The sequence below is a fragment of the Vibrio ziniensis genome (assembly GCF_011064285.1).
In the GTDB taxonomy this organism is placed as follows: domain Bacteria; phylum Pseudomonadota; class Gammaproteobacteria; order Enterobacterales; family Vibrionaceae; genus Vibrio; species Vibrio ziniensis.
In genome coordinates this window covers 2,435,006-2,460,387 of record NZ_CP049331.1, presented here as the reverse complement: position 1 = coordinate 2,460,387, position 25,382 = coordinate 2,435,006, and the positions used below count along the sequence as shown (strand labels likewise).

Below are 25,382 nucleotides of genomic sequence, written 5' to 3'. Positions count from 1 at the left end.
TGACCAAGTTGGTCAATATGATTCACCGCCATCTGTATCTCAGGTGGCGTTTTTTTTGCTTGCAGTTTGATATTACTCATCAATAAAGCTGACTTCTCCAATGAAGTAGCCTTCCTCATCAAAGCGTTTCAGTTCATTGTTTTCATAAACGATCGTAATGTGTCGAATATCTGAAAATTGCCAATTACGCCATTGGTAAACAAATTTGTCATTTTCAACCCACCAGTACCCCTCATCTATATCATTGGGTCGATCGGATATTCCAATCATCTTCCCATCTGCTTGAAGAGTGATCCTGTAAGGAATATTGAAGCAATCTTTTGATAGCAATGTTTTATTGGTTACCATTGCCCTGATTTGCTGTCCTGTTAATGGTGCTTCTAAGCATTCGGCCAAGCTAACATTGGGCAACACTTCTTTAGCTATGCGAGCCAGTTGAGCAATACCTGTTCGTATATTCTCGGTACGAATTGACTGGAAACTCAGTCTGAAGCTGTTGTTTTTGTGGTTACAGCAGTAATACTTCTGCCCGTTATTAATCAAAATACCATTCTCTTCTGCGAGTCGCTCAAAGCGAGTTGCATCAAACCCTTCTTTATAATCAACCCAAAATGCCGTTCCAGCTAACGACGGCGTAACACCCGACTGAGGAAAGTAATAGTTCATTGCCTTCTCCATCGTTAGCCATTTTTCTCTATATCGCTTGAGTAGTTTTTGAGTCAGCATGTCGTAGTATCCCAGACTCAGAAACAGAGCTAAGGTTTGACAGTTACTTTTTGGGGGAAGACTGTGGGTACGTACCTGTAGAGCTTTAATTTGGTCGATTAGCGGTGATGCTGCAACGATAAAACCAATACGTAGACCAGGCGCAATGGTCGAGGTGAAACTGGATATGTAGATAATTCGTTCTGTTGGATACTCACACCTCAAAGGAGGACAGCTATTTTCAATGAAGTTCACATCATGTTCAAAATCGTCTTCGATAATCAAAAAGTCATGCTCGTTCGCTGAGTCAATCAGTGCCTTACGTCTTTCTGGTGACATTCGAACTGTGGTTGGGAATTGATTGCTAGGGGTTGTATAAACCAAATTACAGTGATTAAGCCGGGAATCGACGACCAACCCTTTTGCATCGACATCTATGGGTATTACATTTGCTCTGCGAGCTTGAAACTGAAGAAATGCTTCTGGGTAGCCTGGGTTTTCCATTCCTACTGACGTTGTTTTCGAAACTAATAAACGAGTGAGGTAATAAAGACTATTTTGGCAACCAAGTGTAATGGCAATGTTTTCTTGGTTAACAAATATTCCCCGTTTAGTCAGCACACGAGTTCGTATCTGCTCAATTAACTCTTCATAGTCGTTATGGCTTGATGTCCAACTGCGGTGATTACTTTTGTTTAAAGATTGAATGCTGCATTTGCGCCACTCACTAACAGGAAATAGATCTTCATCGACCATGCCGTTAACAAACAAATAAGGGTAGTTGGAAAGATCTTTTACAGAAGCCGCTGAAAGCGATTGTTCATTGTTTAAGTAATGATCCCAGTTGAGTGATGAAATTGGACGCCCACTTTGCTGATCGGATGACGGTTTCTTCAGCTCGAGCTGGGGATTGACGTAATAACCTTTTCTTTCGATGGGTATGAGTACGCCTTCTTCGGCTAACTGTTCGTAAACGCGTAAAATCGTATTACGGGATACTTTGAGTTTTTCGGCTAATTGGCGTGAAGAAGTGATGCTGGTTTGCTTTGGAACAAAACCAGCGAATATGGCTTTTGCAATATCACTTTTTATCTGATCTTGCAGTGTCCGTGAGTCTTGTGAGTCGATATGAATAAATTGATACAGCATAGCTTTCCTGCTTATATAACCGCCGCATCTAGAGTCCAAAAGGAGAGAAAGTGGAATCCTGAACACTTTCTCTCGACTGCATTATTATATCAGCGACTGTAGTTGCGATTTAACGATCTCCAGCCCTTTTGACACTAATTCTGGTTCAATTGTTAACGGTGGAAGGAAGCGAATAACATTCCCTTTTACACCACAAGAAAGAAGAATAAGACCTTGCTGGTTACTCTTTAATACCAGTTGTTTAGTCAGATCTGCAAGTGGTTGTCCCGTTGTTGGATCATTGAGTTCAATCGCAATCATAGCGCCAACCTGACGAATATCACCTATTTGAGCTATCTCTTTTTGCATTTCTGTCAGTATCTCTTTGAATTGAGAACCAATTTGTTGAGCTCGCTCGCACAAGTTATCCTCTTTTACGATTTTGATAACTTCAAGTGCCGCACGACAAGCTAGTGGTGAACCAGCATAAGTGCCGCCGATACCGCCCGGATTAGCTGAATCCATAATTTCTGCTTTGCCGACAACGCCAGATAGAGGGAAACCGCCTGCAATACCTTTTGCCATCGTGATTAAATCTGGTTTTGCATCGAAGTATTCACAAGCAAACAGCTTACCTGTACGCGCAAAACCAGTTTGGATTTCATCGCAGATAAGCACAATGCCATGTTTGTCACAGAGGTTACGCAGTTCACTTACCCATGTATTGGGAGCTTGGTAGAAACCACCTTCGCCCTGAATAGGTTCAAAAATGATCGCCGCAACACGGGATGGTTCAATATCACAGGCAAATAAATCCGCTAATGCAGACAAACTTTGTTCTTCGCTAATGCCATGGTATTGATTGGGATAGGGCAGGTGGTAAATTTCATTTGGAAAAGGACCGAATCCTGCTTTGTATGGTGCCACTTTACCTGTTAGTCCCATACATAAGTTGGTACGACCATGAAATCCGCCTTTAAAAGCAATCACACCACTACGACCAGTATGTGCACGAGCAAATTTTATTGCATTTTCAACTGCTTCTGCACCCGTTGTAAGAAATGCGGCTTTTTTCTCGAAGTCACCCGGTGCAATATCAACCACTTGCTCGGCAAGTTCAACAAAACTGGTGTAGGGAGTGACCATCGAACAAGTGTGGCTGAATAACTCTAGTTGCTCCTTGACTGCTGCTACGATACGAGGGTTTGAATGACCCGTATTGTTAACTGCGATACCTGCAGCAAAGTCGATATACTCTTTACCTTCGATATCCGTAATTAATGCATTTTTTGCTTTAGCCGCATAAATAGGAGCAAGGTTCGCCATACCTTTAGCGACGACTTTTTCCTTACGGCTTTGCCATTCCATATTGGTCATAATTGATTGTCCTTAGTCAGTGGTTATCGGTCAGTTGCTAGCGAAGATTAAAAGCCGCCGAAACAGAGATATTTAATGTTGAGATATTCATCGATGCCTTGTTTTGCACCCTCACGGCCAAAACCGGATTGTTTTACACCGCCAAATGGAGCGACTTCATTTGAAATCAGACCCTCATTAATTCCTACCATGCCGTATTCCAGTTTTTCCGCGATAGTGAAGGCTCGTTTGATATTTTCGGTGTAGAAGTAGCTTGCTAGCCCGTAGATAGTGTCATTCGCTTTTTCGATCAGTTCCTGATCATTTGAGAAGCGAATAATTGGTGCGACAGGCCCGAAAAGTTCGGTTTGGGTAATGTCCATGTCTTGAGTGACCTCAGTTAGGATGGTCGGCTGAACAAACAAACCATGTTCAGCTTTACCACCCAGTGCAATTTTTGCACCTTGCTTAACGGCATTTTCTATATAGCTAAGGACACTCTTTTTCGCTTTGATATCAATCAGAGGACCAATGCTGACACCAGGCTCTAGACCGTTACCCATTTTTAGTTCAGACACGGCAGCAATGAACTTTTCGACAAACTGATCGTAAATTCCATCTTGTACGTAAAAGCGGTTCGCGCACACGCAGGTTTGCCCTGCATTGCGGAATTTAGAAGCAATAGCTCCTTTTACCGCCTGTTCAACATCAGCATCATCAAAGACGATGAATGGCGCATTACCACCAAGTTCCATTGAGGTTCGCTTAATGGTGCTTGCACATTGGTTTATCAGATAACGCCCTACTTCAGTTGAACCCGTAAAGGAAAGCTTTTTAATGTCTTCGTGAGTACATAGGATCTCGCCCACAGCCACAGAAGAGTGATTGTTAACAATGATCAATAAGTCTTTTGGTAATCCGGCCTGATAAGCGAGTTCTGCGGTTGCGTAGGCTGAAAGTGGGGTTTGGTTTGCCGGTTTGACTATGAAACTGCAACCAGCAGCTAAAGCTGGAGCTGCTTTGCGGGTAATCATTGCAATAGGGAAATTCCACGGTGTAATGGCTGCTGCAATACCAACAGGTTGTTTTACTGTCATCAGGCGTTTATTACCTGTTGGAGAGGGAATCGTATCTCCGTAAACCCGTTTCCCTTCCTCAGCAAACCACTGAATAAATGAAGCCCCATACATCACTTCACCTTTTGCTTCAGCTAAAGGTTTACCTTGTTCTAGTGTCATGATACGAGCTAAGTCGTCGGCATTTTGAACCATTAAATCGTACCAACGCTTGAGAATAACTGAACGTTCTGCAGCACTTTTATCCTGCCACAGTATTTGAGCTTGTTTAGAAGCGCTGATCAGAGAGCAAATTGTTTTGGTATCTACTGACGGGATATAAGCAAGAACTTCATCAGTAGCCGGATTAATGATTGCAATCGCATCATCACTCGCAGGGCAAGTTGCTTTAAGGAGTGATTTGTTAATGATTTGGTCCATGTTTGTGTCTCTTTTGTAGGCTGTTGTATGCATGGTAGTCTTAAAACTTCACAGGATTTAAGTACCAGTTGTGTCAAAACTGTGGTACCAGCTAATAATTTCTTGCTGGTACCATAACAACTTCCTTACTGGCACTGTCACATTCCAAATCCGTTCTTCATATTTATCTCAGACATAAATCACTAACAAAAGTGTAACAATGCAAATGAAGAGGGATTCTTTATGCTAGGAATGAAAGGAAATAAACTAGCCAAAGTCGCATTCGCAGCGGCCATTGGTGTCAGCGCATTAGTGACTTCCGCCGCCAGCATGGCAGCTGAATATAACTGGCGATTTGCGAACCTTTATGGCCGTGGTACCGCCTTTGGTGAGGTCTATGAAGATTTAGCGAAAAACATTGAAGCGATGTCTAATGGCCGAATCGCCGTACAGGTGCTGTATTCTGGTGAAGGTGTGGGTACTAGCGGTATTTTAAGTGCTGTGAAATCGGGGCTTATTACTATGGGTGCTCCTTTTCAGCCTATGCATGCTGGTGAGTTTCCTGCTGGTGTTGTAGAAGTTGGTTTACCGGGTGGTACTTCTGATGTGGCAGAGCTGACAACACTGTTTCACGATAAAGGCTTCGGCAAAATCATGGAACAAGCTTACGCTTCTCAAGGTTTAACATGGTTAGACCCTTATATTCAGCCTCCGGTCTATATCATTACGAAAGAGCCGATCAATTCAATTGAAGACTTTAAAGGGTTGAAAATCCGTGCGCCGGGTGCCTACGGTAAGTTCTTGCGTAATCTTGGTGCAGCACCAGTGTCATTGGCATGGAGTGAAATTTACACCTCTTTAGCAACAGGGGTTATCGATGGTTCTATCGGTTCAAATATGATTGACCACCGCGATGGTAACCATGTGGAAGTGGCGAAATACATGTACCCAGTACCGCTTGCTGGTGCCCAGGTTCTGCCTATCGTTGTCAATCAGAAAGAGTGGAAGAAACTGCCAGCAGATTTGCAAGCGATTGTAAAAGCAGCCACGGCTGTTCATGCTCAAGAACAAATGTCGAAATCTAAACTATGGGAATCTAAAGCAGTTGCTGAAATGGAAGCAAAAGGTTTGAAATGGAGCCCTAAACCATCAGATGAAGATATTGCAGCATGGAGAAATGCAGGACTGACATTAGCAAAAGAGTATGCAAGTGAAGACAAATACTCAAAACAACTTGTTGAGATTTTAGAACAAGAGTAATGGATTGAATCAGGTGAGCTCCGGGAGGGGATCACCTGTTTTTTTAGGGGAAATTTGTATGATGGAAGCCCTTTTACTGAAGTATTGTCAGTTCATAAAGTACATTGTTGGTCTTATCGGACGTTCAGTTTCTTATTTACTTCCTGTGTTGGCGGCGATTGTGTTCTACGAAGTCTTTGCTCGCTACATCTTAGACAAGCCGACAATTTGGAGTTATGACTCGTCACTGTTCTTATTTGGCTATATTTCTGCTTTAGGTGGTGCCTACGCTCAGCAGAAAGAAGCACACATCAACGTAGATATTATTTACGCTAAAGTTTCTGAAAAAACGCGTCGTGTATTTGACCTGTTTACTGGCGTGATTGCCATTGGTTTTCTAAGTGTGATGGCGAAAATCTGTTCTGAGATGTTTTTTGAGAGTTTAAAATTCGGCTACAAAACACAGAGCGAATGGGCGCCTGCCATGCATCATTTCTGGTTGATGATTACCGTTTCTGCTGTGATTTTTATCCTCCAGTATTCCACGGAATTGATTTCTAATCTGTTCTTTTTGATCAAAGGCCGCGAGCTGAATGGCGAAGTTCACCAACACATAGCATTGGAAGAGCAGCCATTTAAGGTTGATAGCGATCAATTACATTCTGTTTTTGACAAGGAGAGCACAAATGGGAATTGAGATGTTAACTTTGACCCTGTTGGGCTGCATTTTAGCCTCATTTGCTCTTGGGGCTCAGGTTGGATTAGCTCTGGGCGGAATAGCGATGGGGGTTGGCTATTTAGTTTGGGGGGAGGCACTGTTTAATATTATTCCAACTACTGTTGAGAGTACCTTTTTTAACTTCATACTTCTTGCGATCCCTCTCTATATCTATATGGGACAAATACTTACCCGTTCTGGAATCGGGGATGCAATGTTTAATGCTAGTCAGCTGATGATTGGTCGTGTGCGCGGGTCTCTAGCAATCAGTGTTATCGGTGTATGCTCAATGATTGGCGCTATGGTTGGTATTATTGGCGCTGGGATCATGACGTCGAGCAGTATTGCTTTAAAGCCTATGCTTGACCGCGGTTATGATAAGAAACTGGCTCTCGGTGTAATTATGGCTGGTGGCTCTTTGGGAATTCTAATTCCCCCAAGCATTCCAATGATCATGTTTGCCTCCGCTACTCAAAACTCAGTAGGTAAAATGTTCCTTGGTGCCATGGTGCCTGCTTTCATAACGATTATTTTATTGATTAGTTATGTGGTAATCAGCTGTAAAATTAAGCCGGAACGTGCCCCATTTGATTCTGACAATGACATTGAAATCCCCAAAGGCTACCAGTTATTCAAAACGATTCGTGATGGTGCCTCTTCGTTTGCTCTGATTGTTGTGGTTCTCGGAAGCATTATTGCAGGCATTGCGACCCCAACGGAGTCTGGTGCGTTAGGCGTTGCTGGCGCCATTCTATTATCTATTCTGTTTAAGCGTTTTAAACCAGAAATCCTTATGAAGTCTGGTATGCAAACGGCAATGTTAGTCAGTGTTGCTATGTGGATAATATTAGGAGCTTCTGTCTTTAGTAACTTCCATCTGCTGATGGGGATACAGGGAATGGTATCAGGGTTCACTCGAGATCTAGATTTACCACCTATCGTTATCATCATGATGTTTCAGGTTATCATGCTGCTTTTAGGATTCATTATTGATGAGTTCATCATCGTACTGATGTGTGCTCCTATATTCACACCAGTGGCGGTTGCTCTTGGCTATGATCCTATTTGGTTTGGTGTACTGATGATTTTAAATATTGTTATCGCTGTCCAGACCCCTCCTTATGGCTTTGCGTTGTTTTATTTGAAAGGAATTGCTCCCAAAGGCATAACCATGATGGATCTGTATAAGTCAGTAACACCATTTATATTGGTTCAATTGCTAGTGCTTATCATCTGTATGTTATTTCCGGACATTGTCACGTGGCTGCCTAATAAGGTCATGGTTTGATATAACCATCCCATGCTCTACCTATGTTAATACTCATAGGTAGAGTTATTGTGGTGGTGTTACATTATTTTAACAATGTATCTATTTGTAAGTAAAATATACTGCTTCTTTATGACCTTTCTTGCATAATTTCCTATACATACTTTTGAAATCAGCATAAATTCGGTCTGGAATTTGTGATCCGATGTCTTTATAATTTGCGCCCAATCGATTACGCAACCGTTTACTTTTACCTTTATTAGGACTCGATCATGCTGGAAAGGCTCTTTAAACTCAGTGAAAACAGCACAAACCTGCGCACTGAGATCATTGCAGGTGTAACTACATTCCTGACAATGGCTTACATTATTTTTGTAAACCCTGCTATTTTATCTGCAACTGGCATGGATCAGGGTGCAGTATTTGTGGCAACCTGTTTAGCAGCAGCAATTGGCTGTTTCATCATGGGTTTTGTTGCTAACTACCCAATCGCTCAAGCGCCTGGCATGGGCTTAAACGCTTTCTTCACTTATTCTGTTGTACTTGGAATGGGTTATACATGGCAAGTAGCACTAGCCGCTGTATTCTGCTCTGGTGTGCTTTTCATTATTTTGAGCCTGTTTAAGATTCGTGAATGGATTATTAACTCCATTCCAATGTCTCTAAGAACGGGTATCTCTGCTGGTATCGGTCTGTTCTTGGCATTTATTGCTCTGCAAAATGCAAAAATCGTTGTAGATAACCCAGCGACATTAGTATCAGTAGGTGATTTTACTAGCCTTTCTCCTGTACTTGCTGCGGTAAGTTTCTTCCTGACTATTGGTTTGGTTAACCGCGGTATTAAAGGCGCTGTATTGATTGCCATTCTGCTTACCACTGGTTTAGGTATCATCTTTGGTGACGTTCAATGGCATGGCATTATGTCTGCTCCACCAAGCATTGCACCTACTTTCCTACAACTTGATTTTGCTGGTGTTTTCAACATCGGTATGATTTCAGTTATCTTCGCATTCTTGTTTGTTGACCTATTTGATACAGCAGGCACGCTAGTTGGTGTTGCAACTAAAGCTAATTTAATCGGTAAAGACGGCAAAATTCCTCGCTTGAACAAAGCGCTACTTGCTGACTCTACAGCAACGTCTATCGGTGCATTGCTTGGTACTTCAAATACAACATCTTTCGTAGAAAGTACTGCGGGTGTGGCTGCTGGTGGCCGTACTGGTTTAACCGCAGTTGTAGTTGGCATTTTGTTCCTTCTTGCATTATTCTTCTCGCCATTAGCGGGGATGATTCCAGCTTACGCAACAGCAGGTGCTCTGTTCTACGTTGCTATTTTAATGATGTCTGGTCTAGTAGGTGTTGACTGGCGAGATCTTTCAGAAGCAGCTCCAGTAGTGGTAACTTGTTTGCTGATGCCTCTAACTTACTCTATCGCTGAAGGTATTGTGTTAGGCTTCATCTCTTACACCGCAATCAAAGTGCTGAGCGGTAAAGGTCGTGAGATCTCAGCTAGTGTGTGGTTTATGACTGCTATCTTCTTGGCTAAGTTGATTTTCGCTTAAGATTTTAATGGCGTGGTGAAATTCATCACGCATAACATGTATTAAATTAGGTTTATTACAATGAGCAAAAAATTCGTTATCACTTGGGACAATATGCAGAACTATTGTCGTGAACTCGCTGAGCGTCAAATGCCAGCAGAACAATGGAAAGGTATCCTAGGTGTTAGCCGCGGTGGTTTAGTACCAGCAGCTATTCTTGCTCGTGAGCTGGGTATTCGCTATGTAGATACAGTATGTATTTCTAGCTACGACCACGATCACCAGCGTGATATGAAAGTACTAAAAGCACCAGAGCATGACGGAGAAGGCTTCCTTATCGTTGATGATTTGGTTGATAGCGGCGATACAGCACGCAAAATTCGCGAGATGTATCCAAAAGCTAAGTTCGTTACCGTATGTGCAAAGCCAGCAGGTAAAGAGTTGGTTGATGAGTACATCGTAGACATCGAACAAGATACTTGGATTGAACAGCCATGGGATATGCAACTATCTTTCGTTGAACCAGTGAATCGTAAGCGCAAATAAACCTTCATAGCTTGTGTTTAAACGCAGCTTTATTGAAAAATAGCATTTACTTAAAAATGACCCTTTCTTGGGTCATTTTTTTTATTACTATATAAAACAAATAAATCGTTTATTTAGCGAGACTGGGTTATGTCTGAAGAAGATAACAATATAAATTTGTCAGAGACGTTGTTTGTAAAGCGGAAACAGGCTAAGGAAACGTCGGCGCTGACTCAATACATGCCTAGCAATTTAGAATTTTTGCAAAACAAGAAAAAGCAAGAAGGCTATTCTTGGTACCGAAACGTGCGCCGTCTGCAATGGGTATGGCAGGGGGTGAATCCTATCGAGCAAGAAGAAGTGTTGGCTCGTATTGCTTCATCCACTCATTCACGTACGGATGATGACTGGCTTGATACTGTCATGGGTTACCATAATGGTAACTGGGCATTTGAATGGACACGTCTTGGTATGCAGTATCAAAAAACATCTTCTGCATTGGAAGGTGACGCTGCTGCAGAGGAACTCTTTAAAGCATCGCTCTGTTTTAGCATCGCCGGCTATCCGCATTTAAAGAATGATAATTTGGCTTTGCAAGCCCAGGTGTTAGCAAGCAAGGCTTATTCAGAGGCTGCTGAGTTAACCAGTTTTACTGTTAAAAAATTAGATTTTACTTATCAGAGCAAGAAATTTTCTGGCTACTTACATCTCACGAATACAGATAAGCCTCACCCAGTTGTGATTGTTAGCGCTGGTTTAGATAGCTTGCAAACTGACATGTGGCGACTTTTCCGTGACTACTTGGCAAAGCATGATATTGCAATGTTAACCATCGATATGCCTTCTATCGGCCACAGTTCGCAATGGCCGCTGACTGAAGATACATCTTGTCTGCATCAAGCGGTGATTAATCAATTGGCCGATGTGCCTTGGGTTGATCATTTTTGCATTGGTCTAATTGGTTTCCGTTTTGGCGGAAACGCTATGGTTCGTCTGTCATTTCTAGAGCAGGAAAAAGTCAAAGCGTGTGTCGCGATTGGTGCACCGATACATGATGTGTGGTCATCTCCAACCAAATTGAAGCAGATGCCTAAAATGTATCTCGACATATTGGCTTCACGATTAGGTAAAGATGCGGTCGATATTGATAGTTTATCTGGTCAAATGAAAGCTTGGTCGTTGAAAACACAAGGCTTCTTAAGCAGCCGACGAACAAAAGTACCGATTTTGGCTGTAGGTTTGGAAGGCGATCCGGTGTCACCACATTCAGACAATCAATTGGTGGCACTTTTTAGTCAGGGAGGAAAAGCTAAACAGATAAAAAGCAAGACAATTACACAAGGATATGAGCAATCCCTCGATTTAGCGATAAAATGGCTTCAAGAAGAACTCTGTAGGTGACATTTTTCCTAAATTAGTTAAGAGTGATATTTGCGTTATTTATATGACTTTTAAGGCATATAAATAGTAGTGATATTTATTCTTATATATGGAAATGGAGAATCCTATGCCAGAAGGGACGAAAAATCCGACGCACTACCGTTTGTTATCTGCTTTTAAAGCAATAGGCCCTTATTTACGTGAAGGAAAATGTAAAGAAGGTAGCTATTTGTTTGATTGTTTAGCCGCCTGTGTGGATGACAGAAAAACGCCAGAGAAACGTGAGTTTTGGGGCTGGTGGATGGAGCTCGATGAAACTGAATCTGGATATGAGGCAAAATATCAATCAGGCCGTTATAACTTAGCGGGCGAATGGGAAGCGAAAGCGATTCCAGAGTCAGCGTTGTCTGAGGTTATACAAAATAGAGAAGAGTTTCATCAGAAGCTAAAGCAAACATTAGATGAACGTTTTGGTTTATCACTTTCTATGCACGAAGAGTCAGTAGAATTTGTATGATTTTAGCTATTTGAATGTTACTGAATGCAAAAGGTGCTATTTAGCACCTTTTTCTTCTTGTGCTTAACGCAGTTGATTGCTAAAACATCTTCTCTTAACTGTTTTCAATTTGAAGAAGAAGGCATGAAAACGAACCAGCAAAGCGGAACTACAGCGCAAACTGTCGTTGTGAAATTAGGAACCAGTGTTCTTACCGGTGGCACACTCGCTCTTGATAGAGCCCATATGGTTGAGCTTGCTCGCCAGTGTGCAGAACTGAAAAAGCAAGGCCATTCAGTGGTAATTGTATCTTCAGGTGCAATTGCAGCAGGCCGTGAACATTTAGGTTACCCCGCACTGCCCAACGCAATGTCGAGCAAACAGTTGCTTGCAGCAGTTGGTCAAAGTCAGCTGATTCAAGTTTGGGAATCTCTGTTTGCTATTTACGGTATCAAAATTGGCCAAATGTTGTTAACCCGCGCCGATCTTGAAGATCGTGAGCGCTTCTTAAATGCTCGCGATACCATTAATGCTTTGGTTGAACACGGCATTATTCCCGTGGTTAATGAAAATGATGCAGTTGCAACTAGCGAAATCAAAGTGGGGGATAATGACAACCTGTCTGCCCTTGTAGGAATTTTGTGTGGAGCGGATAAGCTTCTGCTTCTGACCGATCAAAAAGGTCTGTTTACTGCGGACCCTCGCAAAGATCCTAATGCGGAGCTGATCAAAGAAGTCAAAACCATTGATGATACCTTGCGTAAAATCGCTGGTGGTAGTGGTACGACATTAGGCACGGGTGGTATGGCAACCAAACTTCAAGCCGCCGATATTGCTCGCCGAGCAGGTATTGAAGTGATTATTGCTGCTGGCCGTGGTGAAAACGTCATTTTTGATTCACTGAGTGATATGCCGCAAGGTACTCGCTTCTTACCATTAGAAGAGTCTTTAGAGAATCGCAAACGTTGGATTTTAGCGGGGCCGTCTGCTTCTGGTGATATCATCATCGATGACGGCGCGGTAAATGCGGTAAATGAGAAAGGCAGTAGTTTGCTTGCCAAAGGTGTGGTGAGTGTTCGCGGACAGTTTTCTCGTGGCGAAGTTGTTCGAGTGACCGATAAAGCCGGAAAGTTGGTGGCGCGTGGTATAGCTGCATATTCAAATACAGATTTGGCAAAGATTGCAGGCAAGCACAGTAAAATGATTATCGACATTCTTGGTTATGATTACGGCTCAGAAGTCGTGCACCGAGATGATATGGTCGTGATCCAAGAATAAATCGAGGATAGGCATGGATTTAACAATTATGGGAAAGGCGGCGAAAGACGCGGCTTTTCAACTGGCTACCGCTACAACTGCTCAGAAAAACCAAGCACTATCTATTATTGCTGATGAGCTTGAAGCTAATGCGGATGTCATTTTAAGCGCAAATGCTAAAGATATTGAACTCGGCCGTGACGCGGGTTTATCCGAAGCATTACTTGATCGTCTGCTACTGAACAAAGAACGTTTAGCGGGGATCGCTAACGATGTCCGTAATGTGATTAGTTTAAATGACCCTGTAGGCAGTGAGATAGACAGTAAGGTACTGGAAAATGGGATGTCACTATCTCGTCGTCGAGTGCCACTTGGTGTGGTTGGTGTAATCTACGAAGCGCGACCAAACGTGACTATCGATATCGCCGCTTTGTGTCTCAAAACGGGTAATGCCTCCATACTGCGTGGCGGTAAAGAAACCTTTTTCTCCAATATGGAATTGGTGAAAGTCATCCAATCTGCTTTGCAAAAAGCGCAACTGCCAGCTGCTTCGGTACAGTACATTGAAAAACCGGATCGCGAATTGGTTTCTCAGTTACTCAAACTGGATGATTACGTGGATATGATCATTCCTCGTGGTGGGGCTGGTTTGCACAAAATGTGTAAAGAAAACAGCACTATCCCAGTCATTATCGGTGGTTTTGGTATCAGCCATATCTATGTTGACCTAAGCGCAGATTTAGACAAAACCGTAGATGTGATTGAAAATGCAAAAGTTCAGCGACCATCTGCATGTAATGCGCTTGATACGCTTTTGGTTCATCAGGACATTGCTCAGCCTTTGTTGGAAAAACTGATCGCAAAACTTAATGATAAAGTCACATTTGTCGCGGAGCCGAAAGCGAAAGCATTAATGCAGACCGCGAATAATATTCGTGATGCTCAAGATGGTGACTTTGATACTGAATGGCTAAGTTACACCCTAGGTGTAAAAGTGGTGCAAAACGTGGATGAAGCGATTGACCATATGCGTGAACACAATGCTAGCCATTCAGATGCCATTATGACAAACGATCTGTTTAACGCCGAGAAATTCATCAATACCGCAGGTTCAGCTGCTGTTTATGTTAATGCGTCAACGCGTTTTACTGACGGTGCTCAATTCGGATTGGGGGCGGAAGTTGCGGTATCGACTCAGAAACTGCATGCCCGTGGTCCAATGGGGTTAGAAGAGCTCACCAGTTACAAATGGGTAGGTAAGGCGAATTACTTATCTCGAACTTAATTACTCGTGTCGAACATAAGTTATATGCTGTAATTTAAGCAATTAATCGATTGAAATGGGGCGTATGACGCCCCTTTTTGTTTTCTTAATATTAGTGAATCCTGTAAACTGATGTTCTTACTATGGAGGTGGTATGCATTGTCCTTTTTGTTCTGAAAACGATACGAAAGTAATCGATTCCCGTCTTGTGGCTGATGGACACCAAGTTCGCCGCCGCCGCCAATGTCTTGCTTGCAGCGAACGTTTTACTACGTTTGAGACTGCCGAATTAGTGATGCCAAGAGTGATTAAATCTAATGGCAATCGCGAACCGTTTGATGAAGACAAAATGATTGGTGGCTTACAACGTGCATTGGAAAAACGTCCTGTAAGCGCAGATTCTATTGAGCTTGCGATCAGTACTATTAAGTCGAAACTGAGAGCGACTGGTGAGCGAGAAGTACCAAGTCAACTGATTGGTAACCTCGTTATGGATGCGCTAAAAGAGTTAGATAAAGTGGCTTATATTCGCTTTGCTTCGGTTTATCGTAGCTTTGAAGATGTACGTGAGTTTGGTGAAGAAATTGCCAAGCTGGAAGACTAGCAACAGTTTACGAATTTACCTGATTACGAATAGATGATGACGATGTTTACCCCTTTTGATCACCAAATGATGACGCGAGCGATAAAGCTTGCTCAAAAAGGTCGTTTTACCACTGCGCCTAATCCCAATGTTGGTTGTGTGATCACTCAAGGTGACACCATCTTGGGGGAAGGTTTCCATTACCGAGCGGGTGAACCTCATGCTGAAGTTCATGCTTTGCGTATGGCAGGTGAGCGATCTCGTGGTGCCACTGCTTATGTTACTTTAGAGCCTTGCTCTCATTACGGTCGTACACCTCCATGTGCGGAAGGTTTGATAAAAGCGGGTGTATCTAAAGTCATTTGCGCAATGCAAGATCCGAATCCTCAGGTCTCAGGGCGCGGTATTCAAATGTTGCGAGAAGCGGGAATTGAGGTCGAGGTAGGTTTACTTGAAGCTGATGCTAAAGCCTTGAACCCTGCGTTTATCAAGCGTATGCAAACGGGAGTTCCGTTCGTTCAATTGAAAATGGCCTCCAGTATCGATGGACAAACCGCGTTATCGAATGGCAAAAGCCAATGGATTACCTCTCAACAAGCTCGGCAAAATGTGCAGCATTACCGCGCGCAAGCGGGGGCTATTTTGTCTACCAGTCAAACGGTTATTGATGACAATGCATCCTTAACCGTTCGTTGGAATGAGCTTCCTGCAAGTATCAAAGATGTGTATCCGGAAACCGAACTACGTCAGCCTGTTCGCGTCATTTTAGACAGACAGAATAAACTGCATTCTCAGTTGGCGCTTTATGCATCTCCTTCGCCAGTAATACGAGTCAGTGATGAAAATGCTGACGTAACGGTTGAAGTGAATGCTCATGGTCAGTTAGATATGCGCCAAACTTTGGCAACATTAGCCAAGACACACAATATCAACCATATTTGGGTTGAGGCAGGTGCAACATTGGCGAAATCTCTGCTGCAAGAGCAGTTGGTCGATGAGCTAGTTTTGTATTTGGCACCTAAAATAATGGGAAGTGATGGTCGAGGTCTGTTTGGTGCTCTGGGTCTAACCGACATGCAGCAAGTCATGGATCTCGAAATAAAAGAGTGTCGACTGGTTGGTTCTGACATCCGCATTGTTGCTATACCAAAACCCACTGACTTAAAAAGAAAAGATTAACACTATGTTTACTGGAATAGTCGAAGCGGTCGGCCAACTTACCGCAATCACACCTAAAGGCGAAGATGTCACTATTACTGTGAATGTCGGTAAGCTGGATATGTCAGATGTTAAATTGGGCGACAGTATCGCGACCAATGGCGTATGCCTGACAGTGGTTGCTTTTAATGACTCGAGCTATAGTGCTGATTTGTCATTAGAAACCTTAAATAAATCCGGTTTTGCCAGTTATAAAGCTGGCGATAAAGTGAACTTAGAAAAAGCCATGCTACCGACGACACGTTTTGGTGGGCACATTGTTTCTGGTCACGTTGATGGTGTCGGCGAGATTGTTGAACGCAACATCGTTGGTCGAGCTATCGAATTTTGGGTTGAACTGCCTGAAGAACTGAATAAATACGTTGCAGAGAAAGGCTCAATTACCGTTGATGGTATTAGTCTAACTGTCAATGACCTACGTAAAAATTCTTTTAAATTAACCATTGTTCCCCACACCACTCAGGAAACAACGATTGATTCATTCCAAGTCGGTCGCAAAGTGAATTTGGAAGTGGATGTGTTAGCGCGCTATTTGGAGCGTTTGCTACAAGGTCGAGAGCAGTCTAAATCATCTGAATCTCGATTAACGATGGAATTTCTGCAACAGAACGGATTTGCTTAACTCTGCTTCCATTGAATTACTTAAATGGAACATGCATAAGCGGCTAACAATAGGACAAAAAAACGATGCCAATTAGTACGCCTCAAGAAATTATTGAAGATATTCGCCTTGGTAAGATGGTTATCCTAATGGATGACGAAGACCGCGAAAACGAAGGTGATATGATCATCGCAGCGGAACATATTACTCCTGAAGCAATTAACTTCATGGCGACGCACGGTCGAGGCTTGATTTGCCTTACTATGACCAAAGAACGTTGTGAAACATTGGGCTTGCCACCCATGGTGCAAGACAATAACGCTCAGTACAGCACAGCTTTCACGGTATCAATTGAAGCAGCTGAAGGAGTGACTACGGGTATTTCAGCCGCAGACCGTTCGCGTACGGTTCAAGCAGCAGTGGCAAAAGGTGCAAAAGCGTCGGATTTGGTTCAGCCGGGGCATATTTTCCCGTTAACCGCTCAAGATGGCGGTGTATTAGTTCGCGCTGGTCATACGGAAGCGGGTTGTGATTTGGCTCGTCTTGCAGGTTTAGAACCTGCATCGGTCATTGTTGAAATTCTAAAAGAAGACGGCAGCATGGCTCGTCGTCCTGACTTAGAAATCTTTGCTGAGAAGCACGATATCAAACTTGGTACAATTGCCGCTCTCATTGAGTACCGCAACAACACCGAAACTACGATTGAACGTGTCGCCAAGTGTAAATTGCCAACCGAATATGGTGAGTTTGAACTGGTTACTTACCGTGACATCATTGATAATCAAGTGCACTTTGCGATGCAGAAAGGTGATTTGACTGAGAGCGCACCGTTAGTTCGCGTACACCTACAAGATACCTTCACTGATATTCTTCACAGCAACAGAAGTTCTGATCGTAGTTGGACTTTGCAAAGTGCAATGCAACGTATCGCCGAAGAAGGCGGTGTGTTGGTGATTTTAGGCAACGAAGAGTCTAGTGATTTACTGGTTCACCGCATCAAAACATTTGAACAGCAAGACAGTGGCGATGCGCCTGCAATGGCGAAGAAACAGGGTACTTCACGCCGTGTAGGTGTGGGTTCACAAATTCTTGCAGACTTAGGTGTTAGTGATATGCGTTTGCTTTCGTCTCCAAGTAAAAAATACCACGCGTTAGGCGGCTTTGGTCTAAACGTGGTTGAGTATGTTTGCGAGTAGGTTGAATACGTTTACGAACAAATCAACGGCTACACATTAAAATAAACCCGTACTAGCTTTCTATTGCGGGTTAAAATTCATCAGAGTATTTATTTCAAGTGATTGAATGTTGGTTATTCGAAACTAAGCGAGCCAATTTCCATTAGATATAGCTCACAAACTTATGCTAGAATCCGGCGATTCTCACTTGATGAACCAGAGTTAAAGGAAAGCTTATGAAAGTGATAGAAGGTGGTTTCCCAGCACCAAATGCAAAAGTTGCGATTGTGATTTCTCGTTTCAACAGTTTTATTAACGAGAGTCTATTGTCTGGTGCCATCGACACTTTAAAGCGTCACGGACAGGTGAGTGACGATAACATTACCGTTGTTCGTTGCCCTGGTGCAGTAGAACTACCATTGACTGCACAACGTGTAGCAAAAACAGGTAAATTTGACGCTATCGTTTCTCTAGGCTCAGTGATCCGTGGTGGTACACCACACTTTGACTATGTTTGTAGTGAAATGAATAAAGGTTTGGCGCAAGTGTCTATGGAATTCAGCATTCCAGTAGCATTTGGTGTCCTAACTGTTGATACAATCGATCAAGCTATTGAACGCGCAGGAACCAAGGCTGGTAATAAGGGTGCAGAAGCTGCACTAAGCGCACTTGAGATGATTAACGTTCTTTCTGAAATAGATTCCTAATGGGGGCCAGTGTGAAACCAGCCGCACGTCGTAATGCACGTCAATTTGCGCTACAAGCTATTTATTCGTGGCAAATTACTAAAGATAATGTTGCAACAATTGAGGAGCAATTTTTATCCAACGGTAAGTATGATGAAGAAGAGCATCACGCATCTGAACCAGCTCTAGCTGCTCCAGAAACTGACGTTGTGTATTTCCGCGACCTTTTAGCGGGTGTCGTGCTTAACCACACGGAACTTGATAGCAAGCTAAGACCTTTTGTCTCTCGCCCAATGCAAGACTTAGACATGATGGAGCTAGCACTGCTCCGTCTTGCAATGTACGAGATGACTCGTCGTGATGATGTACCTTATAAAGTGGTTATCAATGAAGCGATTGAGCTAGCGAAAGTATTCGCAGCGGAAGATAGCCATAAGTTTGTCAACGGTGTGCTTGATAAAGCAGCGCCTCACGTACGTAAAAAATCGTAATTCGATTTAGTATAGAAAGGTCAGCAATTGCTGACCTTTTTTATATCGTGAATATTAGATGTCTTTTCGACAGGATTGGAATGACCGAATGTTTGGTGAATTTAACCTAATCGATAAATATTTTTCTGCTCGTCAAACTCAGCGCAAAGATGTGCATCTTTCGCTCGGGGATGATTGTGCGATAGTGAAAGCACCAGAAGGTGTACGTATAGCCATCAGTACAGATACCTTAGTCGCAGGCACTCACTTCTTAGCGAACGCTAATCCGGCGTGGGTTGCTCATAAAGCATTGGCTTCAAACATCAGTGATTTGGCAGCAATGGGTGCGACACCAGCATGGGTTTCGATGGCGCTGACGTTACCCAGTATTGATGAGGCTTGGCTAAAGCCATTTTGTGATGCCTTTTTCGAGCTCGCCAACTACTACAATATTCAGTTGATTGGCGGTGATACAACCAAAGGACCGTTGAGTATTAGCTTAACTGTTCAGGGCTTTGTACCGGACAATCGAGCTCTTACCCGTTCTGGCGCAAAAGTCGGTGACTGGGTTTACGTCACGGGCGAACTAGGTGACAGTAAAGCGGGGTTAAGCGTTGTTCTTGATGATGTGAAAAGACATGAACCTTTCGCTTTGGAGCTGGAAAAACGTCATTATATCTCTCATCCAAGAGTATTGGCTGGGCAGGCGCTACTCAATTTGGCATCTGCTGCGATTGATATTTCTGATGGTCTTATTGCTGACTTAAGACATATCTTAAATCGTTCACAAGTCGGTGCTTCAATCGATACTAGCTTACTACCTATTTCCAAAGAGTTACTGCAGTTTATGGGCGATATCTCAGCGGCGCAGCAATGTGCTTTAACTAGCGGTGAAGAGTATGAGCTATGTTTTACGGTTCCAGAACGCAATAAAGGTTCTCTTGAGAGCGCTCTTTCGCATACCGGAACCAAAGTGACTTGTATTGGACAAATTCGACCGCTTGGAACATTTGAATTACACCACAAAGGCAAAAAGCTAGATTGGTCTCTGGAAGGATACGATCATTTTAAGGCAGACGTATGACTAACCCTAAATCATTAATTTCATTGAGTAACCCTTGGCATCTACTCGCAACAGGTTTTGGTAGCGGGTTATCGCCAGTTGTGCCGGGCACTATGGGGACTCTTGCCTCAGTTCCATTCTACTTGTTGTTGGTGCAGCTGCCATTGTGGCTGTATGTTGCTGTTGTGATTGTTGCCAGTATCGTTGGTATCAGAATTTGTCAGATCACTTCCGATGACATGAAAGTGCACGACCATGGTTCGATTGTGTGGGATGAGTTTGCTGGTTTTTGGATAACTATGCTGGTGGTTCCACTGTTTAATCTGCCTGTTTTTGATTGGAAATGGATCTTAACGGGCTTTGTTCTGTTCCGCTTTTTTGACATGGTAAAACCATGGCCGATTGGCTGGCTAGATAAACGTGTTCACGGTGGTCTAGGCATTATGATTGATGATTTAGTGGCTGGTGTGATGTCCGCAGTGAGTCTTGGCCTTGTGGGTTATTGGTCTGGCTGGATTTAATGCTCCTCCCCTTTTGAAGGGGAGGCTGGGTGGGGTTTCTTTCACTATTGTGGAACATTACCCCCTCTAACTCCCCCTTAAAAAGGGGGAGAATTATTATCTGAAAACTAAAAAAGGTTCCCTTTGGGAACCTTTTCTCTAACCGTTTCTTTGATACCTAATGCCTTACGTAGCACTAAAGTTTTTCGAGGTCTGCTTCGATTTCCGCTATCTTGCTTGCAACCACTTTCTCCAAGTGGCGAAGATCTTTCAAAATCTTCTGTTTTACATCGATTTCTTCTGGTGTCTCTGGTCGGGTTATTTTGTTGAGTTCATCAATAATCAACGTTAAGTTGCGGTTGATTTCTGTGATCTCTTTATATTGATGACTTCCACTGTCAACCAAAACGCTTTTTTTCTGCCTTGGGTATTTAAACTTTACACTTTTGGCGAATAATTCACCTTTTTGCTTCTTAAAGTAGATTTTTAACACATCTTTTTGCGCCTCTTGGCGTAAAGAGTAGCGTTCTATCTGGCTAGGATCTTGGATTCCTAAGCCATTGAGGTGTGGAAACATAAGCGACCTCTAGGTTTGTGTTTTACATCAATTTTACAGGATCTGAATAGTTTGAAATTTACACAGACCCTGAGTTAAATGTAGCAGTCTCGAAGTGTGTTAGATAGCTGATTTTGCGTAAATCGATTAACTTGTGGACAAGATCGCTATTTGTAACAGTTTTAATCAGGTGCCAGCTCCGAAACATTGGCAATTAATCGTTCGCGTAAAAGTGACTCTTCTTCTTCACTGAGCTTATTACCGAGTGGGCTAGTTAGAATGAATAAGTCTTCAGCTCGCTCACCCATTGTAGTGATCTTCGCAGCATGAAGATCCAAGTTTAGCTCGGAGAATGTTGCACCTACGGTCGCAAGTAGCCCTGGCGTATCGAGTGCCACAAATTCCATAAGTGTGCGTTTCTTACTTCTCGTAGGTAAAAAGTCGATCTTAGTTTTAACAGTAAAATGCTTCAATTGACGAGGAAGACGACGAGTTTTAAGTTCGAGCACTTTTTCATTTTTAAGCACATTAATAATGTGCTTGATTAACGCTTGATGACGAGCTTCTTCAATTACGGCTCCATTTTGGTCAAGCACCATAAATGTATCGAGTACATAACCATCTTTGCTGGTCATGATTTGTGCATCGTGAACGTTAAGGTTACGTCTATCCAGTTCACCAACCACTTTGGCGAATAAAGACGGTTGATCTTTGGTGTAGATAAATATTTCTGTACCACCACGAGTGGCTTTCTTACTCATCAAAACCAAAGGCTGCGTTGGATCTTGATGACGCAGTAAGTGGGTACAATGCCATGCAATTTGTTTATGGGTATGGCGTAAGAAGTAGTCTGCTTTAAAACGTTGCCACAGCAGTTCTATTTCTCTGCTGGTAAAGCCTTCTTTGCGCAGTAAAGCTGAAGAAAGCTGCTGGTTGTGGCGAATACGGTCACGCACATCCACAGGGTTCTCTAATCCGCGGCGTAGAGCTCGCTGAGTGGAATAGAAAAGCTCAGCGAGCAGGGTTCTCTTCCAACTGTTCCAAAGTTCAGGGTTGGTCGCGCAGATATCAGCGACGGTTAAACATACCAAATATTCTAAGTATTCTTCGTCACGCACTTTTTTCGCAAATTCGATGATGACTTCAGGATCGTATATATCTCGACGCTGTGCTGTGACAGACATCAGAAGGTGATTGAGCACCAGCCAAGAGACCAGTTTGGCTTCTGGTTTTGAAAGCCCATGTTCAATACAGAAATCATAGGCTTCTACCGCGCCGATCTCTGAGTGATCTCCTCCTCGTCCTTTCGCGATGTCATGGAAGATCGCAGCAAGAATGAGTAGCTCTTTTTTCTGCAACTTAGGATAGATCTCGCAACAGATTGGATGTTTATCGTGGTTTGCAGGGTCACTAAAGGTGTTAATGTGCTTGAGCAAGCGGATACTATGTTCATCAACGGTGTAGGCGTGGAACAGGTCAAATTGCATCTGACCTACGATTTGGCTCCATTGCGGCAGATAAGCAGCTAGTACACCTAGTTTATGCATCAAGCTGAAAGCTCTGTGCAGCGCATTTGGATGACGAACCAGTTCAATGAACTTATCGCGAGCTTCTGGGATTGTGTGCAAAAACTTGTTTAAACGACGTCGCGCAGTACGCAATTGGCGCATGGTTGCCGGAGCAACACCATCTATGGTTGAGTCATTCGCAATGTGCAGGAACATATCCAAAATCGTTTCAGGTCTTGCTTGGAATAAGGCCGGTTTTCTAGCCTCAATCAAATTACCACGACGTTGGAAATCTTCGTCTAGAATCTCTGGTTCGCACTCTTCACCATTATTTAGGATGGCCTGATCAAACAGTTTGAGGAGCATTTTGTTGAGCTCCGCAACACGACGAACGGTGCGATAGAACTCTTTCATCATCATTTCAACTGCGCGGTTACCTTCACCGGTGAAACCAAGATGTTCGGCTACCTGAGCCTGAAGGCCAAAAGTCAGGCGGTTATCATAACGTTTAAGTTCCATGTGCAGAGCAAAACGCACACGCCACAAGAAATCTTGGCATTCAACCAGTTCGCGATATTCTGCATCTGTTAAAAAACCGTAGCGGCTCATTTCATAAAGGGAGGTAGCACCAAAATGTCGGCGAGCAACCCAGCTTAAGGTGTGAATATCGCGCAGACCACCAGGGGTAGATTTGATGTCAGGCTCAAGGTTGTAAGTCGTATCGTGATAACGAGCATGGCGTTCTCGTTGCTCTTGAATCTTAGCTTTGTAGAAAGTTTCACTTGGCCAGAAGGATTCGGAGTGAATCAGCATTTTTAAACGGTGGAAGGTCTCCTCGCTGCCTGCGAGTAGACGAGCCTCCTGTAAATTGGTTGCAACCGTTAAATCAGCACGACCAATTTCTGAACATTCATCAACGGTGCGAACTGCGTGTCCCACTTCTAAGCGTAGATCCCAAAGCAGGGTAATAAATTCGCTGACTTTTCGTTCGGTCTCCTCAGCGATTTTGTTGTTCGATATGATCAAAATATCGATATCTGACAGTGGATGAAGCTCTCCTCGTCCGTAGCCGCCTACCGCGACTAAACCCAGTTCCGCAATGTCCATAAAACCGAAATGCTGCCATAAACGATGAAGGAGTAAGTCCATATACTCCGAACGTCCGAGAACGAGATCGGTAACAGGGTGATGGTTTAAAAACTCTTGCTTCTGATATTGAGCAAAATGTTCGAGCTGCTGTTTTAACTCACTAATGGTGAGTTGTTCATCAGAAAAAGTTAAGGGAGACTGAAAAGGCATAGTTAAAGCATCCATGCTGGTATCTCGTTTTTGAGATCACAATTAAATATTTGTTGAAATGAATCTACCAGATAGTAACAGATAAAAAAATATCCCTGCGAACAGGGATATTTTTGTTGAGATTCAATTTTGTCGGCGTTTAAGCGTTAACTAAGAAACGTGGTAGTGATTCTTCCGCACGTAACGTTAGGATTTCACAGCCGTCAGCTGTCACTAAAATAGTATGTTCCCACTGAGCCGATTTCTTGCCATCTGCTGTGTATACAGTCCAATCATCTTCGTCATCTAAACGACAGCCGAATTTACCAGCATTGATCATTGGTTCGATAGTAAATGTCATACCTTCGCGAAGGATAGTACGATCGCTGTTTTTGTAGTGAACCACTTGTGGCTCTTCATGAAATCCAGCACCAATACCGTGGCCACAGTAGTCGCGTACGATAGAAAATTTCGTGCTTGGGTTATTCTTATTGTTGGTCTTGATGTATTTCTCAATCGTTGTACCGATTTCACCAAGTTGGATGCCTGGTTTCACTTTCTTCAGTGATAGGTACAAGCTCTCTTGAGCAACCATACATAGACGTTTATCTGCAGGCGAAACCTCACCAACAAGGAACATCTTCGATGTATCGCCATGGTAACCGTCTTTGATAACCGTGATATCAATATTAAGAATATCACCATCTTTCAGTACCGCTGGGCGAGAGATTTGACCAAACGTAGTATCCTGAGTAGCAGGAATACCGTGACACACGATGTGATTGATTGAGGTACAAATCGATTTAGGGTAGCCATGATAATTGAGAGGTGCTGGAATTGCGCCTTGAACTTCAGTGATATGCTTGTGGCAGATTTGATCCAACTCTTCAGTGGTCACACCTGGTTTTACATAAGGTTCAATAATTTCTAGAACTTCTGCTGCTAGGCGGCCAGCAACGCGCATTTTTTCTATTTCTTCAGCATTCTTAATTTTTACAGACATCAGCTTTACTCTATATACATGTTTGCACTTGGTGCGTGCTAATCGCGTTATTGTATCAGTGGAAAGTGGAAGCGCAAGGAAACACTCAAATAAGAATTGTTTTGATCGTCATCGACTATCATTAAGGGTAGCGCATTATTTATCGTTTTTTCACTTGAGTGAGAGTCAACAGTCAGCAAGTGAAAGGCATTTTTTTCTAGCCATAAAGGTGAAAAATATGGTATAAAGCGCGCCGGAATCAAGGTCTGTTTTCTTCTTTAACGGCGAATCAGAGTTTGGTCCATTAACTTTTATCTTAAATCACACACATTCCGACACGTGTTCCGGGGTGCTCCAAGTATTAGCTTAGGAGTCGGATGCATGGGGGATGTGGAGGCCTAACCCCATAGA

The 25,382-nt window shown here is 43.1% G+C and carries 23 protein-coding genes; 17 read left to right on the top strand and 6 right to left on the bottom strand.

Annotated features, from left to right (window positions below; translation table 11 throughout):
• Positions 1-72 precede the first annotated feature (72 nt).
• The 3 genes from G5S32_RS11370 to G5S32_RS11360 all read right to left on the bottom strand — a co-directional run bounded on the left by G5S32_RS11370 (position 73) and on the right by G5S32_RS11360 (position 4,685).
• Positions 73-1,854 (bottom strand): aminotransferase-like domain-containing protein, encoded by a 1,782-nt coding sequence (locus G5S32_RS11370; protein ID WP_165312115.1) that lies wholly within the window; start codon positions 1,852-1,854, stop codon positions 73-75.
• 84 nt (positions 1,855-1,938) lie between these two features.
• Entirely contained in the window at positions 1,939-3,210 is a 1,272-nt protein-coding gene (gene gabT, locus G5S32_RS11365; protein WP_165312114.1) for a 4-aminobutyrate--2-oxoglutarate transaminase, read from the bottom strand.
• A gap of 47 nt (positions 3,211-3,257) precedes the next feature.
• A complete protein-coding gene (locus G5S32_RS11360; RefSeq protein WP_165312113.1) occupies positions 3,258-4,685 on the bottom strand; it encodes an NAD-dependent succinate-semialdehyde dehydrogenase in 1,428 nt (475 codons plus the stop codon).
• Between the two features lie 222 nt (positions 4,686-4,907).
• Here G5S32_RS11360 and G5S32_RS11355 point away from each other — a divergent pair, with 222 nt between their 5' ends.
• The 17 genes from G5S32_RS11355 (at position 4,908) to pgpA (ending at position 20,668) form a co-directional block, all read left to right on the top strand.
• Complete coding sequence (locus G5S32_RS11355) at positions 4,908-5,924, top strand: TRAP transporter substrate-binding protein (protein WP_165312112.1); 1,017 nt, start codon at positions 4,908-4,910, stop codon at positions 5,922-5,924.
• Positions 5,925-5,982: 58 nt separating this feature from the next.
• A complete protein-coding gene (locus G5S32_RS11350; RefSeq protein ID WP_165312111.1) occupies positions 5,983-6,600 on the top strand; it encodes a TRAP transporter small permease subunit in 618 nt (205 codons plus the stop codon).
• Entirely contained in the window at positions 6,590-7,909 is a 1,320-nt protein-coding gene (locus G5S32_RS11345; RefSeq protein WP_165312110.1) for a TRAP transporter large permease, read from the top strand. Before G5S32_RS11350 ends, G5S32_RS11345 begins: the two co-directional genes overlap by 11 nt.
• 251 nt (positions 7,910-8,160) lie before the next feature.
• Positions 8,161-9,450: an NCS2 family permease gene (locus tag G5S32_RS11340; protein ID WP_165312109.1), complete on the top strand. Its 1,290-nt coding sequence runs from the start codon at positions 8,161-8,163 to the stop codon at positions 9,448-9,450.
• A 60-nt stretch (positions 9,451-9,510) separates the two neighbouring features.
• Positions 9,511-9,975, top strand: coding sequence for a xanthine phosphoribosyltransferase (gpt, locus tag G5S32_RS11335; RefSeq protein WP_165312108.1), 465 nt, complete (start codon positions 9,511-9,513; stop codon positions 9,973-9,975).
• A gap of 129 nt (positions 9,976-10,104) precedes the next feature.
• Complete coding sequence (gene frsA, locus G5S32_RS11330) at positions 10,105-11,355, top strand: esterase FrsA (protein WP_165312107.1); 1,251 nt, start codon at positions 10,105-10,107, stop codon at positions 11,353-11,355.
• Between the two features lie 106 nt (positions 11,356-11,461).
• Entirely contained in the window at positions 11,462-11,851 is a 390-nt protein-coding gene (crl, locus tag G5S32_RS11325) for a sigma factor-binding protein Crl (protein WP_165312106.1), read from the top strand.
• 123 nt (positions 11,852-11,974) lie between these two features.
• Entirely contained in the window at positions 11,975-13,108 is a 1,134-nt protein-coding gene (proB, locus tag G5S32_RS11320; protein ID WP_165312105.1) for a glutamate 5-kinase, read from the top strand.
• Positions 13,109-13,121: 13 nt separating this feature from the next.
• Complete coding sequence (locus G5S32_RS11315; RefSeq protein ID WP_165312104.1) at positions 13,122-14,372, top strand: glutamate-5-semialdehyde dehydrogenase; 1,251 nt, start codon at positions 13,122-13,124, stop codon at positions 14,370-14,372.
• A gap of 133 nt (positions 14,373-14,505) precedes the next feature.
• Positions 14,506-14,955 carry a transcriptional regulator NrdR gene (nrdR, locus tag G5S32_RS11310; protein ID WP_042480166.1) on the top strand — a complete coding sequence of 150 codons (450 nt, stop codon included), beginning with the start codon at positions 14,506-14,508 and terminating at the stop codon, positions 14,953-14,955.
• A 36-nt stretch (positions 14,956-14,991) separates the two neighbouring features.
• Positions 14,992-16,113 (top strand): bifunctional diaminohydroxyphosphoribosylaminopyrimidine deaminase/5-amino-6-(5-phosphoribosylamino)uracil reductase RibD, encoded by a 1,122-nt coding sequence (gene ribD / locus G5S32_RS11305; protein WP_165312103.1) that lies wholly within the window; start codon positions 14,992-14,994, stop codon positions 16,111-16,113.
• A 4-nt stretch (positions 16,114-16,117) separates the two neighbouring features.
• On the top strand, positions 16,118-16,774 hold the full coding sequence (locus tag G5S32_RS11300) for a riboflavin synthase (RefSeq protein ID WP_165312102.1): 657 nt from the start codon (positions 16,118-16,120) through the stop codon (positions 16,772-16,774).
• Positions 16,775-16,839: 65 nt separating this feature from the next.
• Positions 16,840-17,949 carry a bifunctional 3,4-dihydroxy-2-butanone-4-phosphate synthase/GTP cyclohydrolase II gene (ribBA, locus tag G5S32_RS11295; protein ID WP_165312101.1) on the top strand — a complete coding sequence of 370 codons (1,110 nt, stop codon included), beginning with the start codon at positions 16,840-16,842 and terminating at the stop codon, positions 17,947-17,949.
• A gap of 215 nt (positions 17,950-18,164) precedes the next feature.
• Positions 18,165-18,635 carry a 6,7-dimethyl-8-ribityllumazine synthase gene (gene ribH, locus G5S32_RS11290; protein ID WP_042480155.1) on the top strand — a complete coding sequence of 157 codons (471 nt, stop codon included), beginning with the start codon at positions 18,165-18,167 and terminating at the stop codon, positions 18,633-18,635.
• Positions 18,635-19,105 (top strand): transcription antitermination factor NusB, encoded by a 471-nt coding sequence (nusB, locus tag G5S32_RS11285; RefSeq protein ID WP_165312100.1) that lies wholly within the window; start codon positions 18,635-18,637, stop codon positions 19,103-19,105. The genes ribH and nusB overlap by 1 nt, the downstream gene beginning before the upstream one ends.
• Before the next feature lie 88 nt (positions 19,106-19,193).
• The gene (gene thiL, locus G5S32_RS11280) at positions 19,194-20,168 is read left to right on the top strand and encodes a thiamine-phosphate kinase (RefSeq protein WP_165312784.1); all 975 of its coding nucleotides are present in this window, start codon (positions 19,194-19,196) and stop codon (positions 20,166-20,168) included.
• A complete protein-coding gene (gene pgpA / locus G5S32_RS11275; RefSeq protein WP_165312099.1) occupies positions 20,165-20,668 on the top strand; it encodes a phosphatidylglycerophosphatase A in 504 nt (167 codons plus the stop codon). The genes thiL and pgpA overlap by 4 nt, the downstream gene beginning before the upstream one ends.
• 175 nt (positions 20,669-20,843) lie before the next feature.
• Here pgpA and G5S32_RS11270 read toward each other — a convergent pair whose 3' ends face one another.
• The 3 genes from G5S32_RS11270 to map form a co-directional block, all read right to left on the bottom strand.
• Positions 20,844-21,224 (bottom strand): DUF3461 family protein, encoded by a 381-nt coding sequence (locus tag G5S32_RS11270; protein WP_165312098.1) that lies wholly within the window; start codon positions 21,222-21,224, stop codon positions 20,844-20,846.
• Between the two features lie 161 nt (positions 21,225-21,385).
• A complete protein-coding gene (glnD, locus tag G5S32_RS11265) occupies positions 21,386-24,010 on the bottom strand; it encodes a bifunctional uridylyltransferase/uridylyl-removing protein GlnD (protein ID WP_246201099.1) in 2,625 nt (874 codons plus the stop codon).
• A 139-nt stretch (positions 24,011-24,149) separates the two neighbouring features.
• Positions 24,150-24,992 (bottom strand): type I methionyl aminopeptidase, encoded by an 843-nt coding sequence (gene map / locus G5S32_RS11260; RefSeq protein WP_165312096.1) that lies wholly within the window; start codon positions 24,990-24,992, stop codon positions 24,150-24,152.
• Between the last annotated feature and the right edge of the window lie 390 nt (positions 24,993-25,382).

Bases quoted from the DNA above. Each gene is read 5' to 3' on its own strand.
- G5S32_RS11370 (WP_165312115.1), bottom strand. From the start codon at position 1,854: ATGCTGTATCAATTTATTCATATCGACTCACAAGACTCACGGACACTG.
- gabT (WP_165312114.1), bottom strand. From the start codon at position 3,210: ATGACCAATATGGAATGGCAAAGCCGTAAGGAAAAAGTCGTCGCTAAA.
- G5S32_RS11360 (WP_165312113.1), bottom strand. From the start codon at position 4,685: ATGGACCAAATCATTAACAAATCACTCCTTAAAGCAACTTGCCCTGCG.
- G5S32_RS11355 (WP_165312112.1), top strand. From the start codon at position 4,908: ATGCTAGGAATGAAAGGAAATAAACTAGCCAAAGTCGCATTCGCAGCG.
- G5S32_RS11350 (WP_165312111.1), top strand. From the start codon at position 5,983: ATGATGGAAGCCCTTTTACTGAAGTATTGTCAGTTCATAAAGTACATT.
- G5S32_RS11345 (WP_165312110.1), top strand. From the start codon at position 6,590: ATGGGAATTGAGATGTTAACTTTGACCCTGTTGGGCTGCATTTTAGCC.
- G5S32_RS11340 (WP_165312109.1), top strand. From the start codon at position 8,161: ATGCTGGAAAGGCTCTTTAAACTCAGTGAAAACAGCACAAACCTGCGC.
- gpt (WP_165312108.1), top strand. From the start codon at position 9,511: ATGAGCAAAAAATTCGTTATCACTTGGGACAATATGCAGAACTATTGT.
- frsA (WP_165312107.1), top strand. From the start codon at position 10,105: ATGTCTGAAGAAGATAACAATATAAATTTGTCAGAGACGTTGTTTGTA.
- crl (WP_165312106.1), top strand. From the start codon at position 11,462: ATGCCAGAAGGGACGAAAAATCCGACGCACTACCGTTTGTTATCTGCT.
- proB (WP_165312105.1), top strand. From the start codon at position 11,975: ATGAAAACGAACCAGCAAAGCGGAACTACAGCGCAAACTGTCGTTGTG.
- G5S32_RS11315 (WP_165312104.1), top strand. From the start codon at position 13,122: ATGGATTTAACAATTATGGGAAAGGCGGCGAAAGACGCGGCTTTTCAA.
- nrdR (WP_042480166.1), top strand. From the start codon at position 14,506: ATGCATTGTCCTTTTTGTTCTGAAAACGATACGAAAGTAATCGATTCC.
- ribD (WP_165312103.1), top strand. From the start codon at position 14,992: ATGACGATGTTTACCCCTTTTGATCACCAAATGATGACGCGAGCGATA.
- G5S32_RS11300 (WP_165312102.1), top strand. From the start codon at position 16,118: ATGTTTACTGGAATAGTCGAAGCGGTCGGCCAACTTACCGCAATCACA.
- ribBA (WP_165312101.1), top strand. From the start codon at position 16,840: ATGCCAATTAGTACGCCTCAAGAAATTATTGAAGATATTCGCCTTGGT.
- ribH (WP_042480155.1), top strand. From the start codon at position 18,165: ATGAAAGTGATAGAAGGTGGTTTCCCAGCACCAAATGCAAAAGTTGCG.
- nusB (WP_165312100.1), top strand. From the start codon at position 18,635: ATGGGGGCCAGTGTGAAACCAGCCGCACGTCGTAATGCACGTCAATTT.
- thiL (WP_165312784.1), top strand. From the start codon at position 19,194: ATGTTTGGTGAATTTAACCTAATCGATAAATATTTTTCTGCTCGTCAA.
- pgpA (WP_165312099.1), top strand. From the start codon at position 20,165: ATGACTAACCCTAAATCATTAATTTCATTGAGTAACCCTTGGCATCTA.
- G5S32_RS11270 (WP_165312098.1), bottom strand. From the start codon at position 21,224: ATGTTTCCACACCTCAATGGCTTAGGAATCCAAGATCCTAGCCAGATA.
- glnD (WP_246201099.1), bottom strand. From the start codon at position 24,010: ATGCCTTTTCAGTCTCCCTTAACTTTTTCTGATGAACAACTCACCATT.
- map (WP_165312096.1), bottom strand. From the start codon at position 24,992: ATGTCTGTAAAAATTAAGAATGCTGAAGAAATAGAAAAAATGCGCGTT.